The sequence below is a fragment of the Roseococcus sp. GW821-FHT12F05 genome, assembly GCF_058806835.1.
Genome location: NZ_JBXAQB010000011.1, coordinates 154863 through 176920, shown reverse-complemented (window position 1 = coordinate 176920; position 22058 = coordinate 154863). Strand labels below are relative to the sequence as shown.

General features: G+C 70.5%; 24 protein-coding genes. 9 read left to right on the top strand and 15 right to left on the bottom strand.

The features are described 5' to 3' along the window. The first annotated feature begins 90 nt into the window (after window positions 1-90). Entirely contained in the window at window positions 91-1002 is a 912-nt protein-coding gene (locus AC1ROY_RS23740) for a LysR family transcriptional regulator (RefSeq protein WP_493151377.1), read from the top strand. Window positions 1003-1145: 143 nt separating this feature from the next. On the opposite strand, the gene AC1ROY_RS23735 is transcribed toward AC1ROY_RS23740, so the two are convergent. The 12 genes from AC1ROY_RS23735 to AC1ROY_RS23680 form a co-directional block, all read right to left on the bottom strand. Further along, window positions 1146-1529, bottom strand: coding sequence for a hypothetical protein (locus AC1ROY_RS23735; RefSeq protein ID WP_493151376.1), 384 nt, complete (start codon window positions 1527-1529; stop codon window positions 1146-1148). 3 nt (window positions 1530-1532) lie between these two features. After that, complete coding sequence (parC, locus tag AC1ROY_RS23730) at window positions 1533-3764, bottom strand: DNA topoisomerase IV subunit A (protein WP_493151375.1); 2232 nt, start codon at window positions 3762-3764, stop codon at window positions 1533-1535. Continuing rightward, complete coding sequence (gene recO / locus AC1ROY_RS23725; protein WP_493151408.1) at window positions 3757-4509, bottom strand: DNA repair protein RecO; 753 nt, start codon at window positions 4507-4509, stop codon at window positions 3757-3759. Before recO ends, parC begins: the two co-directional genes overlap by 8 nt. Beyond that, window positions 4506-5462 (bottom strand): GTPase Era, encoded by a 957-nt coding sequence (gene era, locus AC1ROY_RS23720; RefSeq protein ID WP_493151374.1) that lies wholly within the window; start codon window positions 5460-5462, stop codon window positions 4506-4508. The genes recO and era overlap by 4 nt, the downstream gene beginning before the upstream one ends. Window positions 5463-5571: 109 nt before the next feature. Beyond that, window positions 5572-6243, bottom strand: coding sequence for a ribonuclease III (rnc, locus tag AC1ROY_RS23715; protein WP_493151373.1), 672 nt, complete (start codon window positions 6241-6243; stop codon window positions 5572-5574). Then, window positions 6240-6998 (bottom strand): signal peptidase I, encoded by a 759-nt coding sequence (gene lepB, locus AC1ROY_RS23710; RefSeq protein ID WP_493151372.1) that lies wholly within the window; start codon window positions 6996-6998, stop codon window positions 6240-6242. The genes rnc and lepB overlap by 4 nt, the downstream gene beginning before the upstream one ends. Window positions 6999-7070: 72 nt before the next feature. Further along, window positions 7071-7484, bottom strand: coding sequence for a holo-ACP synthase (acpS, locus tag AC1ROY_RS23705; protein ID WP_493151371.1), 414 nt, complete (start codon window positions 7482-7484; stop codon window positions 7071-7073). 173 nt (window positions 7485-7657) lie between these two features. Continuing rightward, on the bottom strand, window positions 7658-9934 hold the full coding sequence (locus AC1ROY_RS23700; RefSeq protein WP_493151370.1) for a RelA/SpoT family protein: 2277 nt from the start codon (window positions 9932-9934) through the stop codon (window positions 7658-7660). Window positions 9935-9944: 10 nt separating this feature from the next. Beyond that, window positions 9945-10340, bottom strand: coding sequence for a DNA-directed RNA polymerase subunit omega (gene rpoZ / locus AC1ROY_RS23695; protein ID WP_493151369.1), 396 nt, complete (start codon window positions 10338-10340; stop codon window positions 9945-9947). A gap of 67 nt (window positions 10341-10407) precedes the next feature. Then, window positions 10408-10929, bottom strand: coding sequence for a 2-amino-4-hydroxy-6-hydroxymethyldihydropteridine diphosphokinase (gene folK / locus AC1ROY_RS23690; protein WP_493151368.1), 522 nt, complete (start codon window positions 10927-10929; stop codon window positions 10408-10410). Further along, complete coding sequence (locus AC1ROY_RS23685; protein ID WP_493151367.1) at window positions 10926-11465, bottom strand: glutathione peroxidase; 540 nt, start codon at window positions 11463-11465, stop codon at window positions 10926-10928. Before AC1ROY_RS23685 ends, folK begins: the two co-directional genes overlap by 4 nt. Then, the gene (locus AC1ROY_RS23680; RefSeq protein ID WP_493151366.1) at window positions 11458-12132 is read right to left on the bottom strand and encodes a sulfite oxidase-like oxidoreductase; all 675 of its coding nucleotides are present in this window, start codon (window positions 12130-12132) and stop codon (window positions 11458-11460) included. The genes AC1ROY_RS23685 and AC1ROY_RS23680 overlap by 8 nt, the downstream gene beginning before the upstream one ends. A gap of 139 nt (window positions 12133-12271) precedes the next feature. Between AC1ROY_RS23680 and AC1ROY_RS23675 the strand changes: the two genes are divergently transcribed. Further along, the gene (locus tag AC1ROY_RS23675; protein ID WP_493151365.1) at window positions 12272-13240 is read left to right on the top strand and encodes a Bug family tripartite tricarboxylate transporter substrate binding protein; all 969 of its coding nucleotides are present in this window, start codon (window positions 12272-12274) and stop codon (window positions 13238-13240) included. Here AC1ROY_RS23675 and AC1ROY_RS23670 read toward each other — a convergent pair. The 3 genes from AC1ROY_RS23670 to dapA all read right to left on the bottom strand — a co-directional run bounded on the left by AC1ROY_RS23670 (window position 13224) and on the right by dapA (window position 15618). Next, the gene (locus AC1ROY_RS23670) at window positions 13224-14075 is read right to left on the bottom strand and encodes a dienelactone hydrolase family protein (RefSeq protein ID WP_493151364.1); all 852 of its coding nucleotides are present in this window, start codon (window positions 14073-14075) and stop codon (window positions 13224-13226) included. The two genes, AC1ROY_RS23675 and AC1ROY_RS23670, sit on opposite strands and share 17 nt — an antisense overlap. Beyond that, window positions 14072-14569 (bottom strand): SsrA-binding protein SmpB, encoded by a 498-nt coding sequence (smpB, locus tag AC1ROY_RS23665; RefSeq protein ID WP_493151363.1) that lies wholly within the window; start codon window positions 14567-14569, stop codon window positions 14072-14074. The genes AC1ROY_RS23670 and smpB overlap by 4 nt, the downstream gene beginning before the upstream one ends. Before the next feature lie 158 nt (window positions 14570-14727). Further along, window positions 14728-15618, bottom strand: a complete 891-nt coding sequence (gene dapA / locus AC1ROY_RS23660) for a 4-hydroxy-tetrahydrodipicolinate synthase (protein WP_493151362.1) — start codon at window positions 15616-15618, stop codon at window positions 14728-14730. A 146-nt stretch (window positions 15619-15764) separates the two neighbouring features. On the opposite strand from dapA, the gene AC1ROY_RS23655 reads away from it, so the two are divergent. The 7 genes from AC1ROY_RS23655 to AC1ROY_RS23625 all read left to right on the top strand — a co-directional run bounded on the left by AC1ROY_RS23655 (window position 15765) and on the right by AC1ROY_RS23625 (window position 21844). Beyond that, the gene (locus AC1ROY_RS23655) at window positions 15765-17708 is read left to right on the top strand and encodes a lytic transglycosylase domain-containing protein (RefSeq protein WP_493151361.1); all 1944 of its coding nucleotides are present in this window, start codon (window positions 15765-15767) and stop codon (window positions 17706-17708) included. Beyond that, a complete protein-coding gene (locus AC1ROY_RS23650) occupies window positions 17696-18139 on the top strand; it encodes a phosphatidylglycerophosphatase A family protein (RefSeq protein WP_493151360.1) in 444 nt (147 codons plus the stop codon). The genes AC1ROY_RS23655 and AC1ROY_RS23650 overlap by 13 nt, the downstream gene beginning before the upstream one ends. Then, complete coding sequence (locus AC1ROY_RS23645; RefSeq protein WP_493151359.1) at window positions 18139-18633, top strand: CinA family protein; 495 nt, start codon at window positions 18139-18141, stop codon at window positions 18631-18633. The genes AC1ROY_RS23650 and AC1ROY_RS23645 overlap by 1 nt, the downstream gene beginning before the upstream one ends. A gap of 24 nt (window positions 18634-18657) precedes the next feature. Next, window positions 18658-19641, top strand: coding sequence for a S1C family serine protease (locus tag AC1ROY_RS23640; protein WP_493151358.1), 984 nt, complete (start codon window positions 18658-18660; stop codon window positions 19639-19641). 217 nt (window positions 19642-19858) lie between these two features. Beyond that, complete coding sequence (locus tag AC1ROY_RS23635) at window positions 19859-20908, top strand: YihY/virulence factor BrkB family protein (RefSeq protein ID WP_493151357.1); 1050 nt, start codon at window positions 19859-19861, stop codon at window positions 20906-20908. Continuing rightward, window positions 20905-21156, top strand: coding sequence for a GlsB/YeaQ/YmgE family stress response membrane protein (locus AC1ROY_RS23630; protein ID WP_493151356.1), 252 nt, complete (start codon window positions 20905-20907; stop codon window positions 21154-21156). Before AC1ROY_RS23635 ends, AC1ROY_RS23630 begins: the two co-directional genes overlap by 4 nt. Window positions 21157-21244: 88 nt before the next feature. Then, window positions 21245-21844: a hypothetical protein gene (locus AC1ROY_RS23625; protein WP_493151355.1), complete on the top strand. Its 600-nt coding sequence runs from the start codon at window positions 21245-21247 to the stop codon at window positions 21842-21844. Window positions 21845-22058 lie beyond the last annotated feature (214 nt).

The following is a 22058-nucleotide window of genomic DNA, read 5'->3' as shown; positions in this document are numbered from 1 at the left end:
TCAGGAGGTCGTTCCCCGGGAGTCCTAGGCGCGTCGTTGCCGCCGGTCCAATATATTGCCGAGGCGATATCCATAGGCGCAGCATATGGAATGGAGCTGCGTCATCTTCGCTACTTCCTCGCCGTCGCCGAGGAGCTGAACGTCACCCGCGCCGCCGCGCGCATCGGCATCGCGCAGCCGCCGCTGACCCAGCAGATCAAGGCGCTGGAGGCGGAGCTGGGCATCGAGCTGTTCCACCGCATCGGCCGGCGCATCGAGCTCTCCTCCGCCGGCGCCGTCTTCCTGGAGGAGACGCGCGCCATCCTGGACCGCGTGTCCCACGCCGCCGCACGGGCCCAGCGGGCCGGCCGCGGCGAGGTCGGCAAGCTGCGCGTGGGCTTCACCTCCTCGGCCTCCTTCAGCCCCTTCGTGACCGAAGTGCTGAAGACCTTCCGCGCCGCATGGCCGGAGGTGGAGGTCGCGCTGGAGGAGCACCGCACCGCGCTACTGACCGATGCGGTGAAGGCCGATCGCCTCGATGCTGCCTTCGTGCGCCCGCCGCTCGCTGACGACGCGCTGGCGGTACGCTGGCTCGCCACCGAGCCGCTGGTGGCCGCCATGCCGGTCGCCCATGCGGTGGCCGGCCGCCGCTCCGTGCGGCTGGTGGAGCTGCGCGGCGATCCGCTGATCCTCTATCCGCGCCGCGGCGGCTCGGGCCTGTCGGACCAGATCACTTCGGAATGCCTGCGGCTTGGCTTCTCGCCGCGCGTCGGACAGGAGGCGCCGGAGCTGGCGGCGGCGATCAACTTCGTGGCGGCGGGGATGGGGGTGGCCGTCGTGCCGGCCTGCATGCGGCACCTGCGGCCCGACGCGGTGCGCTTCCTGACGCTCACCGGTAGCGACCTGCGGGCAGAGCTCGGCCTCGCCCAGCGCAGCGCCGACCGCTCGGAGACGGTGCGGAACCTCTTCCGGGTGGCCGAGGAGCTGAGCGCCTCGCACCCTTCGGTGACGCGGAAGGGCTAAGGTACTCGGCACGGAAATCCTTGACTTATCAGGTATTTACTCGTAGAAGGACCGGGCCAGGGGGCGCATTGCGCGCGCGGATCGGGCTTTTGTCCGAAACCGCGCGGTCCGCACCGAGTAAGATGGTAAGGCGCCGGCGGCGCCTATCGCCGCCCGACAGGCCGCCGGATCAGGTCGTAGGTGAGCTGGCAGTCGTTGCGGCCGGGATGCGAGCCGGTGAAGCGCCGCGCATTGTTCGGCCCCTCGAAGATCTGCCCCATCCCCTCGCCAAAGGTGCCGAGACGCGGCAGCCGCACAGCGCCGCTGGCATCAATGGGCGCATCCATCGGCGCGTCGCCCGGAAAGCCGGGGATGGTCATCGTCGAGCCATGCACCTCGGCCGTCAGCAGCTGTGAGCCCGATTTGCCGCTTCGGCGGCACTCCTGCACGCGATGGCCGACATAGGAGCCGTCATGCGGACCACCCCGCTGCGCCTCGGCCGGCAGGGCGGCAAGCAGGATCAGGGCAACAGGCAGGAGCAGACGCATGGATCAGTTTCCGAACCGGTTGCTGCGTGGGAAGCCATTGGGCGGAAGTTTTCCTGCCCCGGCGCGGTTGCCGCGCCAGGCCGTCAGGTCGAATTCCGTGCGCGTGCGCTCTCCGAGCTGCCAGGAGAGGCCCTCGGCGGCGGCAAAGACCTTCGCGTCGGCGAGCCCACCATCCTTGTAGGATTGCAACTGCACGCCGCGGCCGCGCGTCATGATCGGCAGCTGCTCCAGCGGGAAGATCAGCAGCTTGCGGTTGTCGCCCAGCACGGCGACGGAATCGCCCTCGGCCAGGACGCAGAGGGCGGCGCGGGTCGCGCCTTCCAGCGCCATGATCTGCTTGCCGGTGCGTTTCTCCGCCAGGAACTCACCGCCCTCGACCAGGAAGCCCTTGCCGTCGCTGGCCGCCACCAGGAACTTCTGGGCCGCTTCCGGCAGGAACATCGCGAGCACGCTGTCCTCGTTCGGCAGGTCCACGATGAGGCGCAGCGGCTGCCCGTCGCCGCGGCCGCGCGGCAGCGTATCGCAGCGGAGCGTGTAGGCCTTGCCGTTGCTGGCGAAGATGACGAGGCGGTCCGTGCTCTGGACGGCGATGCGGAAGGCGAGCGCGTCGCCCTCCTTGAAGCGCAGCTCCGCATCCTCGGCGAGGTGCCCCTTCAGCGCGCGGATCCAGCCCTTCTCCGACAGCACAACGGTGAGCGGCTCGCGCTCGATGAAGGCGCTCTCGTCCACCACGACAGCGGGCACGCCGGAGCCCATGGCCGTGCGGCGGTCGCCGAGCGCACCCGAGCCGAACTTCTTCCGCGCGTCCTCCACTTCCTTGCCGATCGCCGCCCACTGCTTCGCCGTGCTGGCGAGCAGGCCCTGGAGCTGCTTCTGCTCCTTGCTGAGCTTGTCGTGCTCCTTGCGGATTTCCATTTCCTCGAGCTTGCGCAGGGCGCGCAGGCGCATGTTGAGGATGGCCTCGGCCTGCACCTCGGACAGCTCGAAGCGGGCCATCAGCTTCGGCTTCGGCTCATCCTCGGTGCGGATGATGCGGATCACCTCGTCGAGGTTGAGATAGGCGATGAGGTAGCCGCCCAGCACCTCCAGCCGGCGCGCGATGGCGGCGAGGCGATGGTTGGTGCGGCGCAGCAGCACCTCGTGGCGATGGTCGAGCCAAGCCTTCAGCGCGTCGCGCAGGCCCATGACGCGCGGGGTACGCGTCGCGTCCAGCACGTTCATGTTGAGGCTGAAGCGGCTCTCCAGCTGGGTGGCACGGAACAGTGTCTCCATCAGCACGGCGGGCTCGACGGAACGGTTGCGCGGCTCCAGCACGAGGCGCACAGCCTCCGTGCTCTCGTCGCGCACATCGGCCAGCAGCGGGATCTTCTTTTCCTCGAGCAGCAGCGCGATCTGCTCGATAAGGCGCGACTTCTGGACCTGGTACGGAATCTCGGTGACGACGATGGTCCAGACGCCCGCCTTGCCCTTCTCCACCTCCCACTTCGCGCGGTGCCGGAAGCCGCCGCGGCCCGTCTCGTAGGCCTCGGCGATGGCGGCGGCGCTCTCGACCAGCACGCCGCCGGTCGGGAAATCGGGACCGGGGACGTGCTTCAGCAGGTCGGCCGTGGTGGCGTTGGGGTTGGCGATCAGCTCCAGCGCGGCGCCGCAGAGCTCGCCCGCATTATGCGGCGGGATGCTCGTCGCCATGCCGACCGCGATGCCGTTCGCGCCATTGGCCAGCAGGTTCGGGAAGGCGGCCGGGAGCACGACCGGCTCCTTGTCCTCGCCGTCATAGGTGGCGCGGAAATCGACCGAATCCTCGTCGATGCCGGTGAGCAGCGCCTGCGCGACCTCGGTGAGCCGCGCCTCGGTGTAGCGCATGGCCGCCGCGTTATCGCCGTCGATATTGCCGAAGTTGCCCTGCCCCTCGACCAGCGTGTAGCGCGCGGCGAATTCCTGCGCCTGGCGCACCAGCGCCTCGTAGATCGAGCTGTCGCCGTGCGGGTGGTACTTGCCCATCACGTCGCCGACGATGCGCGCGCATTTCTTGAAGCCGGAGGCCGGGTCGAGCTTGAGCTGATGCATCGCCCAGAGCAGGCGCCGGTGCACGGGCTTGAGGCCGTCGCGCACGTCGGGCAGGGAACGCGCCATGATGGTCGACATGGCGTAGGCGAGGTAGCGCTCGCTCAGCGCCTCGCCGAGGTTGGTCTCGCGGATCTTGCCCGGGTCTTTCGGTGCGAGGTCGTCAGGCATTCTCACTCGATCCAGTCATGATGGTCACGCGATCCTCCAGCATCACCCGCGCGTTGGGGAGCGGGCGGTGCTGGAGTCCGAAGGCGTCGCGGGCGAGGAAGAAGCCGGTCAGGCGGAGTCCTGCAAGCCATTCCTGGACATCTGACGGCTTTGTATCGTCGCGGAGAAATGCGGGAAGGGGCAGAAGCCTGCCGGCATAGGGCGCCCCGGCGGCTTCGCTGACGGCACGGCCGGACTTCGGGGAGACCCAGATCAGGCCTTCCGTCGTGCCGGTGGCGGCGCAGTTGGTCAGGTCGAGGCCATAGCCCAGCTCGGCCAGCAGCGCGGCCTCCCACTGGACCAGCAGCGGCAGGGCGTGCTCCGGCCCGCGCGCCAAAGCCGAGATGACGCGGACCAGGCCATGGAAGCAGGCGGGATGCGCCTCGCGCTCGGGCAGCGCGCCCTCGGCCACGGCGCAGGCGGCGGTGAGGACGGAAAGCGCCAGCGGATCATCCAGGGCGCGGGCGGCGGCGGCATGGACCATCTCGCCCGAGACGGCGCCGAGCTGGTCGGCCAGGCGACCGACCCAGCGGGCCTCGATCAGGTTGCCGGGCTGCCAGAGGGCGGCCTGGGCGCGCGAGGCGCCGCCTTTGGCCAGGCCGGCATGGCGGCCGTGGGCCTCGGTCAGCAGGGTGACGACCGCGCCGCCCTCTCCGTAGGGGCGGGAGGCGAGCACGATCGCCGGCGCTTCCCACTCAGCGCTCAGCCCTCATCCTCCAGGCCGAGCGCCCGGATCCGCCCGCGCTCCTCGTCCCAGCCCGGCCTCTCCTTCACGTTCAGGAAGAGGTGGATGGGCCGCTCCAGCAGCGCGGTCAGCTCCAGCCGGGCCTTGCGGCCGATCTCCTTGATGCGCGAGCCGCCGTCGCCGATCAGGATGGCCTTCTGCGAGGCCCGGGCGATGTAGATGGTGCAGTCCACCCGCGCGCTGCCGTCCGGCCGCTCGGTCCAGGTCTCGGTCTCGACGGAGGCGTAGTGCGGGACCTCCTCATGCGTCTGCCGCAGGATCTGCTCGCGCACGACCTCGGCGGCCAGCATGCGGTTGGGCAGGTCGGAGAGCTCGTCCTCGGGGAACATCCAGGGGCCGGGCTGCATGGCCTCGGCCAGCTTCTCGCGGAGCCGGTCGAGGCCCTTGTTCTTCTCGGCCGAGATCATGAAGGTCTCGGCGAATGGCAGCATCTCGTGCAGCGTCGCGGCCAGCGGCAGCAGAGTCTCGCGCGGGATCAGGTCGACCTTGTTCAGCGCGAGCCAGACGGTGCGCTTCTGCTCGGCCAGCTTCTCGATGATGGCGCGCACGGCCTCGGTCACGCCGGTCTTGGCGTCGATGACCAGCAGCGCGAAATCCGCGTCCTTGGCCCCGCCCCAGGCGGCCGAGACCATCGCGCGGTCCAGCCGGCGGCGGGGGGCGAAGATGCCGGGCGTGTCGACCAGGACGATCTGCGCCTCACCCTCGATGATCACGGCGCGCACGCGGAAGCGCGTGGTCTGCGGCTTGGGCGAGACGATGGTGACCTTTGTGCCCGCCATGGCGTTCACCAGCGTGGACTTTCCGGCATTCGGCGCGCCGAGGATGGCGACGAAGCCGCAGCGCTGCTTCTCCGTCGGAACGGAGGGTGCGGCCTGCGGGGGAGCGGCGGGTGCCGCCTCGGGTTCGTCGGTCATTCCTTGATCTCCGCGAGCCATGCTTCCGCAGCCGAACCATTATGGCCGTGGGGCGCAGCCGCCACACCAACCCTACGCCCCGCGGCCGGCAGGCGACGGCCGAATTCGCTCATTCCTTGATTCCCGCAAGCCATGCCTCGGCCGCCGCCTGTTCCGCCGCGCGCTTGCTCTCGCCCATACCCTGCGCCGAGCGCCCGGCCGCCAGCACCGTCACGACGAAGACCGGCGCATGCGAGGGCCCCGTGACCGACTGATGCTGATAGTCCGGCAGGCCAAGGCCGCGCCCCAAGGTCCACTCCTGCAACCGGTTCTTGGCGCTGACCGGCGGCTTGGCGTCCACCTCGATCGCCGCCGCCCATTCGCGCCGCACCACCTTCTGCGCCACATCGAGCCCGCCATCCAGGTAAATGGCGCCCAGCACCGCCTCCAGCGCATCCGCCAGCACAGTCGCGCGGGCACGCAGGCCGGTGCGGCCCTCGGAGGGCGGCACGCGCAGCGCCTCGGCCAGGCCCATCTTCTCGGCGATCGGCGCGATGATGTCCTGGGAGCAGAGGGTCGCCAGCCGCTTGCCGAGGTCGCCCTCACGTTCCTGCGGGAAGCGTTCCGCCAGCCATTCCGCGATGCACAGCCCGAGCACCCGGTCGCCCAGGAACTCCAGACGTTCGTTGGAATCCAGCATGCGGCGGCGCGGATCGGCCGCCGAGCGGTGGGTCAGCGCCTGCTCGAGCAGCGCCGGGTTGCTGAAGCGATGGCCGAGGCGTTCCTGAAGGGTATCCGTCATCGCACCGCGGAGAAGAGGCGCGAGTAGCGGATGGCGAAGGGCCAGGCCCAGACCTCCCACCAGCGCGCGCTGCCGTCGACCGAGAAGAAGATGAACTCGGCCCGGCCCACCAGGTTCTCGACCGGCACGAAGCCCACCGCCGATGGCACGCGGCTGTCGAGGCTGTTGTCGCGGTTGTCGCCCATGGCGAAGACATGCCCGTCGGGCACGCGGAACTCGGGCGTGTTGTCGAGCGGGCCGTCGTTGGACTGCTCGATGATGAGGTGCGAGCGGCCGCTCGGCAGGAACTCGCGCAGCAGCTGCACCGTCATGCGGGGACCGTCGCCCTCGGCGACATAGGGCCCGAGCGGCTCCAGCCGCACGGGCTGGCCGTTGATATGAAGGATGCCGCGGCGGACCTGGATGATGTCGCCGGGCAGGCCGACGATGCGCTTGATGTAGTCCTGGCTGGTGTCGCGCGGCAGCTTGAAGACCGCGACGTCGCCGCGCTGCGGCATGGCGCCGAAGATCCGGCCCTCGAAGAGGTTGGGGCTGAAGGGCATCGAATGGCGCGAATAGCCGTAGGAGTATTTCGAGACGAAGAGGTAGTCGCCCACCAGCAGCGTCGGGATCATGGAGCCCGAGGGGATGTTGAAGGGCTCGAAGGCGATGGTGCGGATGCCGATGGCGATGAGGGCGGCATAGACGACCGTCTTCACGCTCTCGAGCCAGCCGCCCGACTTCTTCTTGACCATCAGTGTGGTGGATTTCGCCATGGGAAGGGGGACCGCGCGTTTGAGGGCCGGGATTGAACCCAGGGGCCGTCGGGTGTCAAGGAAGAGCGGATGTCAGGGGGCGGCCAATGGCACGGCCGAGATGATCACGATGGCGCTGGCGTAAGGATACTCATCCGTCATGGTCAGCGAGATCTCGGCCCGGTGGCCGGGTGGCGTCATCGCGGCGAGGCGGGCCGCGGCGCCCCCGGTCAGCCGCAGGGTGGGCTGGCCGGAGGGCAGGTTCACCACGCCGAGGTCCTGCATGAAGACGCCGGCCCGGAAGCCGGTGCCCAGCGCCTTGCTCGCGGCCTCCTTCGCGGCGAACCGCTTGGCGTAGGTGCCGGAGCGGATCTTTTCCACCCGGCGCTCGGCCTTGGCGCGCTCAACGGGGGTGAAGACCCGCTCCAGGAAGCGTTGGCCATGGCGTTCCATCACCGCCTCGATACGGCGGATGTCGCAGACGTCGTTGCCGATCCCGAGAATCATGGAGGTGTTTTCACATCCTCAGGCGACGGGCGGTCGGGGCGAGCAGCCCCGACCCGGCGGCCTGGCCTCGCCGGGCCACCGGAACGTCCGGCCGGAGGGTGGAGTGGGTGGCGCCAGCCGCAGTCGCGGCCGGCTTCTTGGAACCGCACGCCATTCTGCTCGTCATTGTCGTCTCAGCTCCGGGCCCGGTCCACACGGATCACGCCCTCGCAGGCACGTAGCGTCCCCATCAGCTCGGCGAGGTGCTTCGTGTCGCGCACCTCGACGTCGATGTTCAGGTCGCACTCGTCGTCCTCGCGCCGGCCGAGGCGCAGGTTGGTCAGCACGGCCTTCTGCTTGCTGATCGCATTCGCCACGCCGGAGAGCAGCCCCTGCCCGTTCACCGCAGCCACGGCGAGGCGCACGACATGCGTGGCGGGGCCGACCGCCCCCTGCTCCCAGTCCACGTCGAGGAAGCGCTCCGGCGTCGCCGAAAAGTTCTCGAGCATGTGGCAGTCCTGGGTGTGGATGGTCACGCCCTTGCCCGTGGTGACGATGCCGACGATCGGGTCGCCCGGGATGGGGTGGCAGCATTGCGCGAAGTGGAGCTGCATCCCCGCGACCACGCCGGTGATCGGCGCGGCCGGCACCGAGGTCTGCTTCTGCGAGCCCGAGCGGCCGAGCCGGGCGCGGCCGGCCATGAGCGCCATCGGCTCCGCCGCACGCTGCGGCGCCCGCAGCTCCGGGAAGGCCGCATGCACGACGTCGCGCGCCGAGATGCTGCCGGAGGCGACCGCGTGGTACAGCTCCTCCACGCCCGATTGGCGCAGCGCCTTCACGGCGGGCTCCAGCAGCTTCTCCGTGAACTCCAGCCCGTTCTGCCGGAACATCTTCACGATGAGGGTGCGGCCCTCGTCGCGCTGCTTCTGCTTCTCCTCAGCCTGGGCGAAGCGGCGGATGCGGGCCTGCGCCTTGCCCGACTTCACGAACTTCATCCAGGCCGGGTTGGGCTGCCCGCCCTTGGCCGTGATGATCTCGACCTGGTCGCCGTTCTCCAGCTTGTCGTGCAGCCGCACGATGCGCCCGTTCACCTTGGCGCCCACGCAGGCGTCGCCCACCTGGCTGTGGACGTGATAGGCGAAGTCCACCGGCGTTGCGTCGCGCGGCAGCTCGATCAGGTCGCCCTTGGGGGTGAAGCAGAAGACCAGCTCGCGATGGAGCTCGAGCTTCGTGCTCTCCATGGCCTGGTTGGCCTCGGGCTCGTTCTCCAGGATGTCGATGAGCGCGCGCACCCAGGGGAAGCTGCGCGCGGGCGCGGCCTGCCCGCCCTGCTTGTAGATCCAGTGCGCCGCGAGGCCGAACTCGGCGATGTGGTGCATCTCGCGCGTGCGGATCTGCACCTCGATCTTCGCCTCGTCGCGCCGGCCCGGCAGCAGCACGCCCGTGTGCAGCGACTGGTAGCCGTTGGTCTTGGGCGTGGAGATGTAGTCCTTGAAGCGGCCGGCGATCACCTTGAAGGCGTCGTGGATGGCGCCGAGCGCGAGGTAGCAATGGGCGCGCTCGGGCACGATGATGCGGAAGGCCATCACGTCCGAGAGGCCCTCGAAGGCGACGTTCTTCGCCTGCATCTTGCGCCAGATGGAGTAGGGCGACTTTTCCCGCCCCTGGACCTCCTCCACCGGGACGCCGTTCATCTCCAGCGCCTCGCGCAACTCCTGCTCGATGTCGGGGATGATGTCGGCCGAGCGTCCCCGCAGGTAGGTCAGCCGTTGCGCGATGGTGGCCCAGGCATCCGGGTGCAGCTCACGGAAGCCGAGCGTCTCCAGCTCGATCTTCATCCCCTCGATGCCGATGCGCTCGGCGAGCGGGGCGTAGATGTCGAGCGTCTCGCGCGCCGTGCGATGCCGGCTCTCCGGCTTCGTCACGAAGTTCAGCGTGCGCATGTTGTGCAGCCGGTCCGCGAGCTTCACGAGCAGGACGCGCAGATCCTCGCTCAGCGCCAACAGCAGCTTTCGGAGGTTTTCCGCCTGCTTGGTGCGCTCGCTCTGCACCTCGATGCGGGAAAGCTTGGTGACGCCGTCCACGAGGCGCGCGATCTCGGCGCCGAACAGGCGCTCGATCTCCGGCAGTTTGTGGTCGGTGTCCTCGACGACGTCGTGCAGCAGGGCCGTCGCGATGGTGGCGGTGTCGAGCCGGTAGCCGGCCAGGATCTCGGCCACGGCGACGGGATGGATGATGTAGGGCTCGCCGTTCTGGCGCTTCTGGTCCGCATGGGCCTCGGCGGCGAAGCGGCCGGCGCGCAGGATCAGGTCGGCGTCGAGGCGGGGGTCGGCCTCGGTGATGCGCGAGCAAAATTCGAGCACGGCGTCGAGGCCGGGCGTCGCGGCGGCGCCGGTGGTCAGACTTCCGGCGGGCAGGCCTTCGGGCGCGCGCGCAACCGCCGGGTCGTCCGGGGTGGCGCGCGGCGTCAAGCGATCCCCCTCAGTCCGACTGGCCGCCCAGTTCGGCGGCGAGCTGCGCCTCTAGGTCGTCCGGCGAGAAGTCCTCGCCGCCCATCTCGGCCGGCAACTCCTCGTTGACGTCCATGACGCCAAAGATGTTCTCGTTGGTGTCGATGAGGTCCATCACCTCGTCCTCGACGGGCTCCGGCTCCGGCGCGCGGCTGAGCGACTTGATGAGGTCCTGCTCCAGGGCCGGCAGCTCCACCGTCTGGTCGGCGATCTCGCGCAGGGCCACGACGGGGTTCTTGTCATTGTCGCGGTCGATCGTCAGCGTCTCGCCCCGGCTGATGTTGCGGGCGCGCTGGGCCGCGAGCAGAACCAGCTCGAAGCGGTTGGGGACCTGAAGGATGCAGTCTTCGACGGTGACGCGCGCCATGAGATACCTCGGGCATAGGGGGGCGGGCGCAGACTGGCTGCACCGCGGCGAACCCTCCAGATAAGCGTTACGACGCGACTCCGCAAGCCGTTCCGGGGTCAAGCGGCCGGAGATCCTGGGGCGGGAGCGCGGCGATGAGGGCCGCGATCCCCTCGCCCGTGACCGGGTGACGCCAGTCCGGAGCCACCTCGGCCAGAGGGCGAAGGACGAAGGCACGATCGGCCATCCGGGGGTGGGGCAGGATTGGCGATGGCCCCTCGCGGACCAGCCTGTCCAGGTCGAGCAGGTCCAGGTCCAGGGTGCGGGGCGCGTTGGGATAGGGCCGGGCGCGATGGTGCTCCGCCTCGATGGCGTGCAGCGCGGTCAGGAGCTCCGCCGGATCGGCCTCGCCCGCCAGGCGGGCCACGCCGTTCACGAACCAGGGCGCGCCGGGCATGGGCGGGATGGGCGCGCTCTCCCACCAGCGCGAGAGCGCCTGGAGCCGGAGCCCGGGGAGCGCGTCCAGCGCAGCCGCGGCGGCCCGGCAGGTCTCGCGAGGGGCAGAGCCGTCCAGGCCCGGCAGGTTCGCGCCGATGCCGACCAGGATCACGCTGCCGGGACGGCCAGCGCGGTTTCCACCGCCCGGATCACCGCCGGCGATTCCGGTTCGGTCTGGGTGGAGAAGCCCTGCACCTGCCGGCCATCCCGGCTGACGAGATACTTGTGGAAATTCCAGCGCACCGGCCCCGCCTCGCGCGCCGCCCAGGCGAAGAAGGGGTGCGCCTCGGCGCCCTTCACATGGTTCAGCGCCGTGATCGGGAAGGTGATGCCGAACATCCCGTCGCAGAACTCGCGGATCTTCTGGGCGTCCGTGCTCTCCTGGTTGAAGTCGTTGGAGGGCACGCCGACCACGGTGAGGCCCTGCGCCTCGTAGCGGTCGTGCAGGCGCTGCAGCGCGGCGTATTGCGGCGTGTAGCCGCAGAAACTCGCGGTGTTCGCCACCAGCAGCACGCGGCCGCGGAACTGCGCGAGCGGCAGCGGGCCGCCCTCGATGGCCTGGAAGGTAAAGCCGAAGGCGTCCACCCCCTCGGCCATCGCGGGAGAGCTCATCGCCAGCCCCGCCAGCAGCGTGCGTCGGTCAACCATAGCGCTCCTCCAGCCAGGGATCGGCCCTGTTGTGGTAGCCACGGACCTCCCAGAAGCCGGGCTGGTCGTCGGCGCGGAGCTCGATCCGCGTCACCCACTTGGCGCTCTTCCAGAAGTAGTAGCGCGGGATGACGATGCGGGCCGGGCCGCCATGCACGCGCTCCAGCGGCGCGTTGTTCCAGGAATGCGCGACCAGCACGTCCTCGCCCGCGAAGACCTCCAGCGGCACGTTGGTCGTGTAGCCGTCATAGGAATGGAAGACGACGAAGCGCGCCTCGGGCGTCGGCCGGGCCAGCATCAGCAGGTCGCGCGCGGAGACGCCGTGCCAGACGTTGTCGTAGCGCGACCAGGCGGTGACGCAGTGGATGTCGTTCTTCCATTCGTGCTGCGGCAGGGCGTTGAAGGCGTCCCAGTTGAGCGCCTGGCGCTCCTCCACCAGCCCCTCGATGCGCAGGCGCCAGCGGTCGAGCTTGACCTCCGGCTGCACGCCGAGGTCGAGCACGGGGAAATCCTTCACCAGACGCTGGCCGGGCGGCAGGCGGTCGGCCTGGGGCGTGGAGGTCTCGCCGGTGAGGAGCCGGCCCTCGCGGGCCCATTTCTCCTTGCTGGCGATCAGCTTTTCCTTGATGGAGCCGGAGAGGGTCACGCCGTCGGTCTGCTCGCTCATCATCCTGCCCCTTCGCTGGTGCGATACGTGCCCCTTCGGCGCGCGGATGCAAGATGATACTGGCCCCCGCGAGGCGCATTGCATTATCTCCATCTCCTGGGACGGAACTGTCGTCACGAAGAACGACGTGGAGACCACGATGCTTCGACGCAGCCTCATTGCCGCCCTGGCGACACCCCTTGCGGCACCCGCCCTGGCCCAGCCGCGCTGGGCGCCGTCCCGCCCGGTCCGGATGATCGTCCCCTTCCCCGCCGGCGGCAGCCCGGACCTGCTGGCGCGGCTCATGGCGCCGCACGCCCAGGCCGCGCTGGGGCAGAGCGTGGTGGTAGAGAATCGCGCGGGAGCGGGCGCAACCGTCGGCTCCGGCGTGGTGGCGCGAGAGGCGCCGGACGGGCACACCATCCTGGTCGCCGTCATCGCCTCGCTGACCGGGCCGCTGATGATGAGCCCGCCGCCCTACGATCCCGTGCGCGATTTCCGGCCGCTCTCCATGCTGGCCATCACGCCGACGGTGCTGGTCACGCGGCCGGATTTTCCGGCGCGCGACATCAGGGAATGGCACGCGCAGCTCCAGGCCAACCCGGGACGCTTCACCTTCGCCTCGGGCGGCGTCGGCAATCCCGCGCATCTGGCCGGCGAGCTCTACCGCAGCCTGACGGGCGCCGAGATCACCCATGTCCCCTTCCGTGGCAGCGCGCCCAGCCTGACCGAGTTGCGCGCCGGGCGGGTGGACTTCTCTATCATCGACATGCCCTCGGCGCAGACGCTCATCACCGACCGCGCCCTGCCCGCGCTCGCCGTCGGCACGGCCGAGCGCGTGCCCGCCTTCCCCGACCTGCCGACCATCGGCGAGAGCGTGGTGCCGGGCTTCGAGGCCTATAGCTGGGTGATGTGGTGGGTGCCGGCCGGCACGCCCGATGCCGTGGCGGAGCGGCTGACGGAGGTGGCGAACGCGGCCATCGCCCAGCCCGAGGTGATCGCCCGCGCCGGAGCCGCCGGCTTTCTCCTGCGCGGCACCGACGAGGCCGGCGCCCGCGCGCATGTCGCCGCCGAGAATGCGAAGTGGAGCCGTGTGATCCGGGACCGGCGCCTCAGCTTCGAAGGGTGAGGAAGGCCGCGACCCGCGGCCCCCAGGTGGCGCTGCCGCCCTGGCCGTAGAAGAGGCCATGCCCGTCGCGCCCATAGGCCGGCGCGGCGAAGAACTCCGCCTTGCCGCCGCCCGCGTGATAGGCCTCCACCATGCGCGACGCCAGGGCATGGTTGAAGAAGCTGTCGTTGGCCGCGTAGATCCACAGCGTCGGCACGCGCGCCGTTCGGCCGTAATCGCCCGCCGCCGCGACCAGCCGGTCCTCGCGGCAGACGCTGTTCGCCACGCCGCCCTGCCAGCCGCCCCGGCCGCCCGCGAAGTTCACGATCGCGCCGACCTCCGGCGGATTGAGGCTGGAGAGCGCCAGCGCGCCCCAGCCGCCCGCCGACTGTCCCACGACCAGCGCCGGCCCGCGCGCCACATCGGGCCGCGCCTGCATCGCGCGGGTGACCGCCAGGATGTCGCGTGCGGATTCCAGCCCGGCCGGGCCGTAATTGCCGCGCGAGCAACCGCCGAAATCCTCGGCCCAGGTGCCGCCCGTCGGTCCGTAGCCGCGCCGCAGGGGAATGGCGGCGACATAGCCGCGCGAGGTGAACCAGCGCACCGCCTCGTTGTCGCAGGCGGCGGGGCGCATGGCGCTCCGCGCCAGGGCATCCACGGGCGAGCCATGATTGATCACGACAAGCCGGGCCGGGCCGGAAGTGGTGGGGCGGCAAATCCGGGTGACGAAGGCGCGGTCGGTGTGCGGCGCCGGGATCTCGACGAGTTCGCCCGTGCCGTCCGCGGAAAGCGTCTGTTCCGGGGCGCAGGCGCCGAGCAGCAGCACCGCCGCCGCGAGGAGCGCCCGGCGGATCAATCGCCGGTCTTGTTGCGCAGGACCCGCGCCTTGTCGCGCTGCCAGTCGCGCTTGGCGATGTCGGCGCGCTTGTCGTGCATCTTCTTGCCTTGCGCGAGCCCGATCACGACCTTGGCGCGCCCCTTCTCGTTGAAGAGGATCTCCATCGGTACGAGCGTCGCGCCCTCGCGCGTCACCGCGCCGGCCAGGGTGCGGATCTCCTTCTGGTGCAGCAGCAGCTTCTTCGGCCTGACAGGGTCGAACTTCGCCATGAAGCTGCCGGCCTGGTATTCCGGGATGTGGCAGCCGTAGAGCCACATCTCGCCATCGCGCTCGCCCGCCCAGGCCTCGGCGATGGAGGCACGGCCGAGGCGCAGGCTCTTCACCTCGGGCCCGTGCAGCACCATGCCGGCCTCGAAGGTCTGGCCGATCTTGTAGTCATAGCGGGCCCGGCGGTTCTGGGCCGCCGTGCCAGTGCTGATGATCGACTTCTTCTTGCGGGGTTCCGCAGCCATGATGATCCTCTGAAAAGCGAGGGGCTCTGCCCCTCGGCTGTCTCCGCTTCGCGGCCAGCCCCCGCCAGGGCTTTTGGCCCTGGACCCTTTCACTGATCGAAGATCCAAGAAACTGAGTTTCTTGGCGGGGTCCAGGGGCAGAGCCCCTGGTCTTCCTTCTAGTTCAGCAGCCCCGCGCCCCGCATCGCGCTCTCGACCCGCTTGCGCGAGCTTTCCGCAATCGGCGCCATCGGCAGGCGGCAGAAATCCGTACCGCGGCCGAGCAGGCTCGCCGCATATTTCACCGGGCCCGGCGAGGTCTCGCAGAACAGCGCGTCATGCACCGGAACCAGGCGGTCCTGGATGACCATCGCGTCCTTGATGCGGCCCTCGCGCCAGGCCTTGTGCATGTCGGCGCAGAGGCGCGGCGCGATGTTGCTCGTCACTGAGATGCAGCCATGCCCGCCGGCCGCCATCAGCGCGAGCGCCGTGTGGTCCTCGCCCGAGAGCTGGATGAAGTCCGGCCCGCAGGTCATGCGCTGGTGCAGCGGGCGCGCGAGGTTCGCCGTCGCGTCCTTCACACCGATGATGTTCTTGTGCTTCGCGAGGCGCCCCATGGTCTCGGGCGTCATGTCGATCACGCTGCGCGGCGGGATGTTGTAGATGATGAGCGGCAGGTCCACCTCGTCGGCGATCGCCTTGAAGTGGAGGTACATCCCCTCCTGCGTGGGCTTGTTGTAGTAGGGCGTGACGACCAGCGTCGCATCCGCGCCGGCCTGCTTCGCATGGCGCGCGAGGTCGATCGCCTCGGAGGTACTGTTGCTGCCGGCGCCGGCGACGACCGGCACGCGGCCGCGGGCCGTCTCGATGCAGATCTCCACCACGCGCTTGTGCTCGTCATGGCTCAGCGTGGGGGATTCACCGGTGGTGCCGACGGGCACGAGGCCCTCGGTGCCTTCGGCGATCTGCCATTCCACGAGGTCCGCGAAGGCCTTCTCGTCCAGTTTGCCGTCGGCATGCATGGGCGTGATAAGGGCGGTCAGCGATCCCTGCAGGCGAAGGTTGGACATTGGCGGTTCCTTGTGTGCTTTGCGCACTTGGGGTGTGTTTACGCATGGGCTCTGCCTATGCGGCTTCGACACATAAGACCGTAGCCCGTTCGCAACAAGCGCGCCGACCGGATTACAGCCTTGCGCCGAGGGGCTAGGATGCACCGATGCGCCGCCTCATCGCCCTCCTGGCCTTTCTCCTCGCCGCCGCCCCCGCCCTCGCCCAGCCGGCGCGCGAGGCGGGCCGGCAGGCGCTCGCCGCCGCCCAGGCGCAGCGCTGGAGCGAGGCGCAGTCCGCCGCCACGGTCGCCGATCCGCTCGTCGCCAAGATGGTGACCTGGATGCGGCTGAGCCAGCGCGGCGGGGCCGCCAGCGCCGCCGAGATCATCGGCTTCATCGAGACCGCCGCCGACTGGCCGAGCCAGGACGCCCTCTCCCGCCGCGCCGAGGAGTTGCTGGCCAGCGACCCCGACGATGCGCTGGCACTGCGCTTCTTCCTTGGCCGGCCGCCGCGCACGCTGGACGGCGCCACGCGCTACATCACCGCCCTGCTGAATGCCAACCGCCAGGCCGAAGCGCGCGCCGCCGCCTCCCGCGCCTGGGGCGACGACACCGGCTCCGACGCCTTCGCCGAGACCACCTTCCTCGAGCGCGCCGGCTCCCTGCTGACGCCCGACGATCACTGGCGCCGCTTCAACCGCTTCTCCTTCGGCCGCGACTTCGCCGCCGGCCAGCGGCTGCTGCCGATGCTCGATCAGACGAAGCGGGCCTTGGCAGAGCTCCGCCTTGCCTATGCCACGGGCGGCGGCGCCACCGATCTCGATCCGGCCGCCGCATCACGCGACGCCGGCGCCACGCTGGAGCGCGCGCGCATGCTGCGCCGCGCCGAGCGCGACAGCGACGCGGCCGCCGCCTGGGCCGCCGGCGCCGCCTCGCAGGTCGGCCTCCCGGCCGAGGCGCAGCGCGCCATCTGGACCGAGCGCCAGGTGCTGGCCCGCAAGCTGATCCGCCTCGGCGATGCGCGCACCGCCTATGTCGTCGCCTCGCAGCACGGGCAGACCCTGGCCGGCGAGCCGCGGCAGGAGGCGGAGTTCCTGGCCGGCTTCATCGCGCTGCGCCTGCTCGACGATCCCGCGCGGGCCATGCCGCATTTCCAGCGCCTCGCCGAGGGCAGCCGCAGCGCCATCACCCAGGCCCGCGCCGCCTATTGGCAGGGCCGGGCCGAGCGCGATCCCGCCCGGGCCGCCGCGCATTTCCAGCGCGCCGCCGGCTTCCCGGTGACCTTCTACGGCCAGATGGGAGCGCTCGCTTTGGGCGAGAGCGGCGCGCAGATCTCCTCGCGGATCCTTAACCTCCCCGTGCCGCGCCCGAGCGAGGCCGAGGCCCGCGCCTTCCTCAATCGCGAGCTGCCGCGCCTCATCATAACGCTCGGCGAGATGGGCGAGGCCGCCCGCGCCCGCCCCTTCCTGCTGCGGCTGGAGGAGGTGGCGCCCAACAACGGCGAGCGTCTGCTGATCGCCCGCCTCGCCACCGTCATCGGCCGGCCGGACTTCGCCGTCTGGGTCGCGCGGCGCGGCGGCGCGAACGGCGCCATGCTGGTCGAGGACGGCTGGCCCGCCCCCTATACCGCGCCCGAGGGCTATGCCGAGCCGGCGGTGGTCTTTGCCATCACCCGGCAGGAGAGCAACTTCCAGGTGGATGCCGTCTCCACCTCCAACGCCCGGGGGCTGATGCAGCTGCTGCCCTCGACCGCGCAGTCCGTGGCGCGGCGCCTCGGCGTGCCGCATCAGTATGCCTGGCTCACCACCGACCCCACGCACAATATCCGGCTGGGCTCGGCCTATATCCAGGACCGGCTCGACAGCTTCAGCGGCGTCATGGCCTTCGCCGCGGCGGCCTACAATGCCGGCGGCGGCCGCGTGACGGAGTGGATCGGCACCTTCGGCGACCCGCGCTCCGGCAGCGTCCGGCTGCTGGACTGGATGGAGCTCATCCCCTTCTCCGAGACGCGCAACTACGTGCAGCGCGTGATCGAGAACGTCGCGGTCTATCGCGCCAAGAACCCCGCCACCTCCTCCCTCGAGCATCCGATGGCCGCGTGGGCCCGGTAGGTCTAAGCGCATCGAGGACGATCGCCTCGCTGGGCGGCATCGGTTTCCTGCGGCCGGCGCCTGGCACCTGGGGCTCGGCCGCCGTGCTGCCGCTGGCGCTGCTGCCGGCATGGGTGTCGCTGGTCGCGGCGCTGGTCTTCGCGGTTGCTGGATACTGGGCCGTGGCACGGCTGCCCGAAGCGGCGGCCGATCCCGGCTGGGTCGTGGTGGACGAGGCGGCCGGCCAGTCGCTGGCTCTGGCCGCGGCCTCGGGATGGATCGGCGTGGCGCTGGCCTTCGCGCTGTTCCGGGCTTTCGATATCCTCAAGCCCGGCCCGGTGGGCTGGGCCGATCGCCGGAAAGGGCCCTTCGGCGTGATGGCGGACGACGTGATCGCGGGCGCCCTGGCCGCGGCCGTTCTGCTCATTCTCTCCGCAGTGGGGATCGCATGATGCTCGACGATGCAACCCTCGCCGAGGCCGCCGCCTTGCTGGAGGCGATGAAGGCCCGAAACCTCACCCTCGCCACGGCGGAGAGCTGCACTGGCGGCCTGATCGCCGCCGCGCTGACCGCCATCGCCGGCTCCTCGGCCGTGGTGCTGGCGGGCTTCGTCACCTATTCCAACGAAGCCAAGACCGCGATGGTCGGCGTGCCCGCCGAGCTCATCGCCCGCGTCGGCGCCGTATCCGAGGAGGTGGCGCGCGCCATGGCCGAGGGCGCCCTGGCCCGCTCCGGCGCCTCCATCGCGCTCTCCTGCACGGGCGTCGCGGGGCCCGGCGGCGGCAGCCCGGAGAAGCCCGTGGGCCTCGTCCATCTGGGCGCCGCGATGGCCGGCCATGGCACGATCCATGCAAGGAAGATCTTCCCCGGCGACCGCACCGCCATCCGCGCCGCGACCGTTCGCGAGGCCTTCGCCCTGGCCCGTTCCCTGCTGGGCGCTATATGAGCAGCATCAGGAGGACGAAACCCCATGGCCGATGACGAAGACGAATGGGAAGTCCCGGAAGCCTTCCAGCCCGATCCCTCGGAATTCTCCTTCGACCTGGAGGAGCGGCTGGCCAGCGTGGTCGCCATCAAGTCGCTGGTGCCGCCGGACGCCACCTCGGCCCCCGCGCTGGGCGTGGAGCGCGAGGGCTCGGGCGTCTGGATCGACGCGGGCGGGCTGGTGCTGACCATCGGCTACCTCATCACCGAGGCCGAGACGGTCTGGATCACGACGAATGACGGCCGTGTGGTCGAGGGCACGCCGCTCGCCATGGATTTCGAGACCGGCTTCGGCCTCGTGCAGGCGCTGGGCCGGCTGCCCGGGCAGAAGGTGGCGCCGCTCGGCGATTCCGAGGCGATGCGCCATGGCACCCATGCCGTGCTGGCCGCGGCCGGCGGCCGCAGCCACGCGCTGGCCTGCACGGTCGCCGCGCGCCAGCCCTTCGCCGGCTACTGGGAATACCTGCTGCAGGACGCGATCTTCACCGCGCCGGCGCATCCGCATTGGGGCGGCGCAGGGCTGTTCGGCGGCGACGGCAAGCTGGTCGGCGTCGGCTCGCTGATCCTCCAACAGGGGCAGCAGGGCGGCAAGCGGCTGGACCTCAACATGGTCGTGCCCATCAGCGAGTTGCTGCCCATCCTGGAAACGCTGCGCCGCACCGGCCATTCCGGCCGGCCCGCGCGGCCCTGGCTCGGCCTCTACGCGACCGAGGACGACGAGGCGGTGGGCGTGGGCTCGCTCGCCAAGGGCGGCCCGGCCGAGCGCGCCGGCGTGAAGCCGCGCGACCGAATCATCGCGGTGGACGGCCAGGCGGTGACTGACCTCGCCTCGCTCTGGACGGCCGTGCGCGCCGCCGGCCCGGCTGGCGCCGAGGTGCGGCTGACACTGGCCCGCGGCAGCCGGCAGCTCGATCTCGCCATCACCAGCAGCGACCGCGCGCGGCACCTAAAGGCGCCAAGATTGCATTGATTCTTTGCCCTCAAACGGCGGGCGCGCGCTCCGCGCGCTTGCCTTCGCCGCGCCGCTGGAGTGCGAACCGGTAGGTGGATTGGCGGCGCCGGCCGCTGTGCGGCCGGATTCTCGGAGCGTCCGCCCTACCCGTCGAGTTGCTCTGGCCGCGAGCTTTGCGGCGCGCTGCAACCGCGCCCGCGCTGGAAGGTTGAGCCGCCACAGGAGGATCGGGTCGATGCTCGCGCGCAGCTATGCCTTCGTCTCGGATGTGGTGGAGGGCTTTCTCGCCGATGAGGCGCTGACGCGCGCGGCCGCCATCGCCTATTTCGCGCTCTTCTCGCTCGGGCCGCTGCTCTTCCTCATCAGCGGCCTCGCCGGCCTCGTCTTCGGCGAGGAGGAGGTGCGCGCGGCGCTGGCGGAGCAGATGCGCGGCCTCATCGGCAGCGACGCCGCCGGGGCGGTGCAGCGCATGTCGGACGACGCGCTGGGCGAGGCCAAAGGCGGCCTCGCGCTGGCCCTCGGCGTCGTGACCCTGCTGCTCACCGCCTCCGGCGCCTTCGGCGCGCTGCAGGGCGCGCTCAACGCCATCTGGAAGACCGAGGTACCGCCGACGGAGGAGACCAGCACGGCCGCCGCCATCACGGCCTTCGTCCGGGCCAAGGCGCTGAGCATCGGGCTGGTCGGCACGACGGGCTTCCTGCTGCTGGTCTCGCTGGTCGTGAGCACGGCCATCTCCAGCTTCGAGCAGTGGCTGAAGGACCGCATGCCCGGGCTCGACATCCTCGTCGGCGCAGTGAATTTCTGCGTGTCGCTCGGCTTCATCGCGGCGCTCTTCGCCGCGATCTACAAGGTCCTGCCGGACCGGAAGCTGCAGTGGCGCGACGTCTTCGTGGGCGCCTTCGTGACGGCGCTGCTGTTCAGCATCGGCAAGATGGCGATCAGCTTCTACATCGGCAGCTCCGACGCCGCCCGCGGCTTCGGCGCGGCGGGCGCGCTCGCGATCGTGCTGCTCTGGCTCTACTACTCCGCGGTGATCTTCCTGCTGGGCGCGGAGTTCACGCGAGCCTGGTCGGGCAAGGTGCCGGCCGCGGCGCCGAAGCCGCCGCCGGTCGCGATCGAGACCCTGCCGCCCGCGCTCGTCGCCGCGCGGACGCGGCCCAGGCTGGCGCTCTCGCTGGAGCAGGACAGGACGCAGGCCGCCTGGATCATGGCGGTGCTGGCTGTCTTCGCGGCATTGGGCTGGCGCGGCAGGCGCGAACGGACGAATTCTGGAGAAATGACATGAACGGCGTAGGCTTCTTCGGCGCGATCATCATCGGATTGCTGGCCGGCTGGATCGCGGAGCGGCTGATGTCGCGCAGCCATGGGCTGATCATGAACCTCATCGTGGGACTGGTCGGCGCGCTGCTGGGGGGATGGGTGGCGAGCCTTCTGGGCTTCGCCTATCGCGGCTGGGTGCCGAGCCTCGTGGTCTCGACGCTGGGCGCGGTGCTGCTGCTGTGGCTGCTCAGCGCGATGCGGCGGCGGGCCTAGGGAGGCGCTGGCCACCTCGATCATGGCGCTGCGGGCCGGAGTTGTGGCATGGGGACGGCTCGCCTGACACAATCCCCGGGAGGCACGGATGGGCTTCCGATCGCTGACACGTGCCGCGCTGCTGGGCTTGACGATGTCCTTCGCGGCAACCGCTCAAACGGCGGCGCCAGCTGGACCGGTCCAGATCCTGGAGGCCCTGCCGCAGGAGCTCGGCGGCTTCGCCCGCATCGGTGGGATCAACGATTTCGAGGCCCGGCCCGGCGGTGCGGGCCTCGGCGCCGCCATCGAGTTCCGCGAACCGGCGAGCGGTGCCATCGGCACGGTCTATGTCTATGCGCGCGGCCGGAAGGACCTGACCGAAGGCGCCGGCAACCCGGCCGTGGAGCAGGAGCTGGTCACCGCCGGCCAGGAGATCGAACGGGCCGGACAGACGCGGAGCTACACCATCGCGCAGCGGGCGCGCGCAGCCGATCTCCCTGGCGGAGGGAAGCCGCCGGCGCTCCGCTGCGATGCCTATGTCCTCGCCTTCCAGAACGGCAACACCAACGACAGCTACGCCTGCGTGGGCGTGCTGCGTGGCCGCTTCCTGAAGCTGCGTGTCTCCGTGCCGCGCCGGCCCGGCGGCGGTGAGGCCGCGGCCATGCTCACGCGCTTCGGAAACGCCGTGCTCGTCGCGATACGGAGGTAGGTTCTGGCCCCATGAACAGCTGGGGAGCGGTCGTGATCTTTCGGAAGTTAAGTGGCGGCTGATCGCGCCGCGACTGCCCAGCAGCCCGCGCGGCATGGCGCGCGCTGATGACCGCCGCATCATCCATGCGCCGTTCCATTCTGCGCACCTCTGCACCGGCTCTCCGCGGCGCGATCAGCCGGACCGCCACGGCCCCTGCACGGCAGCCTGTAAC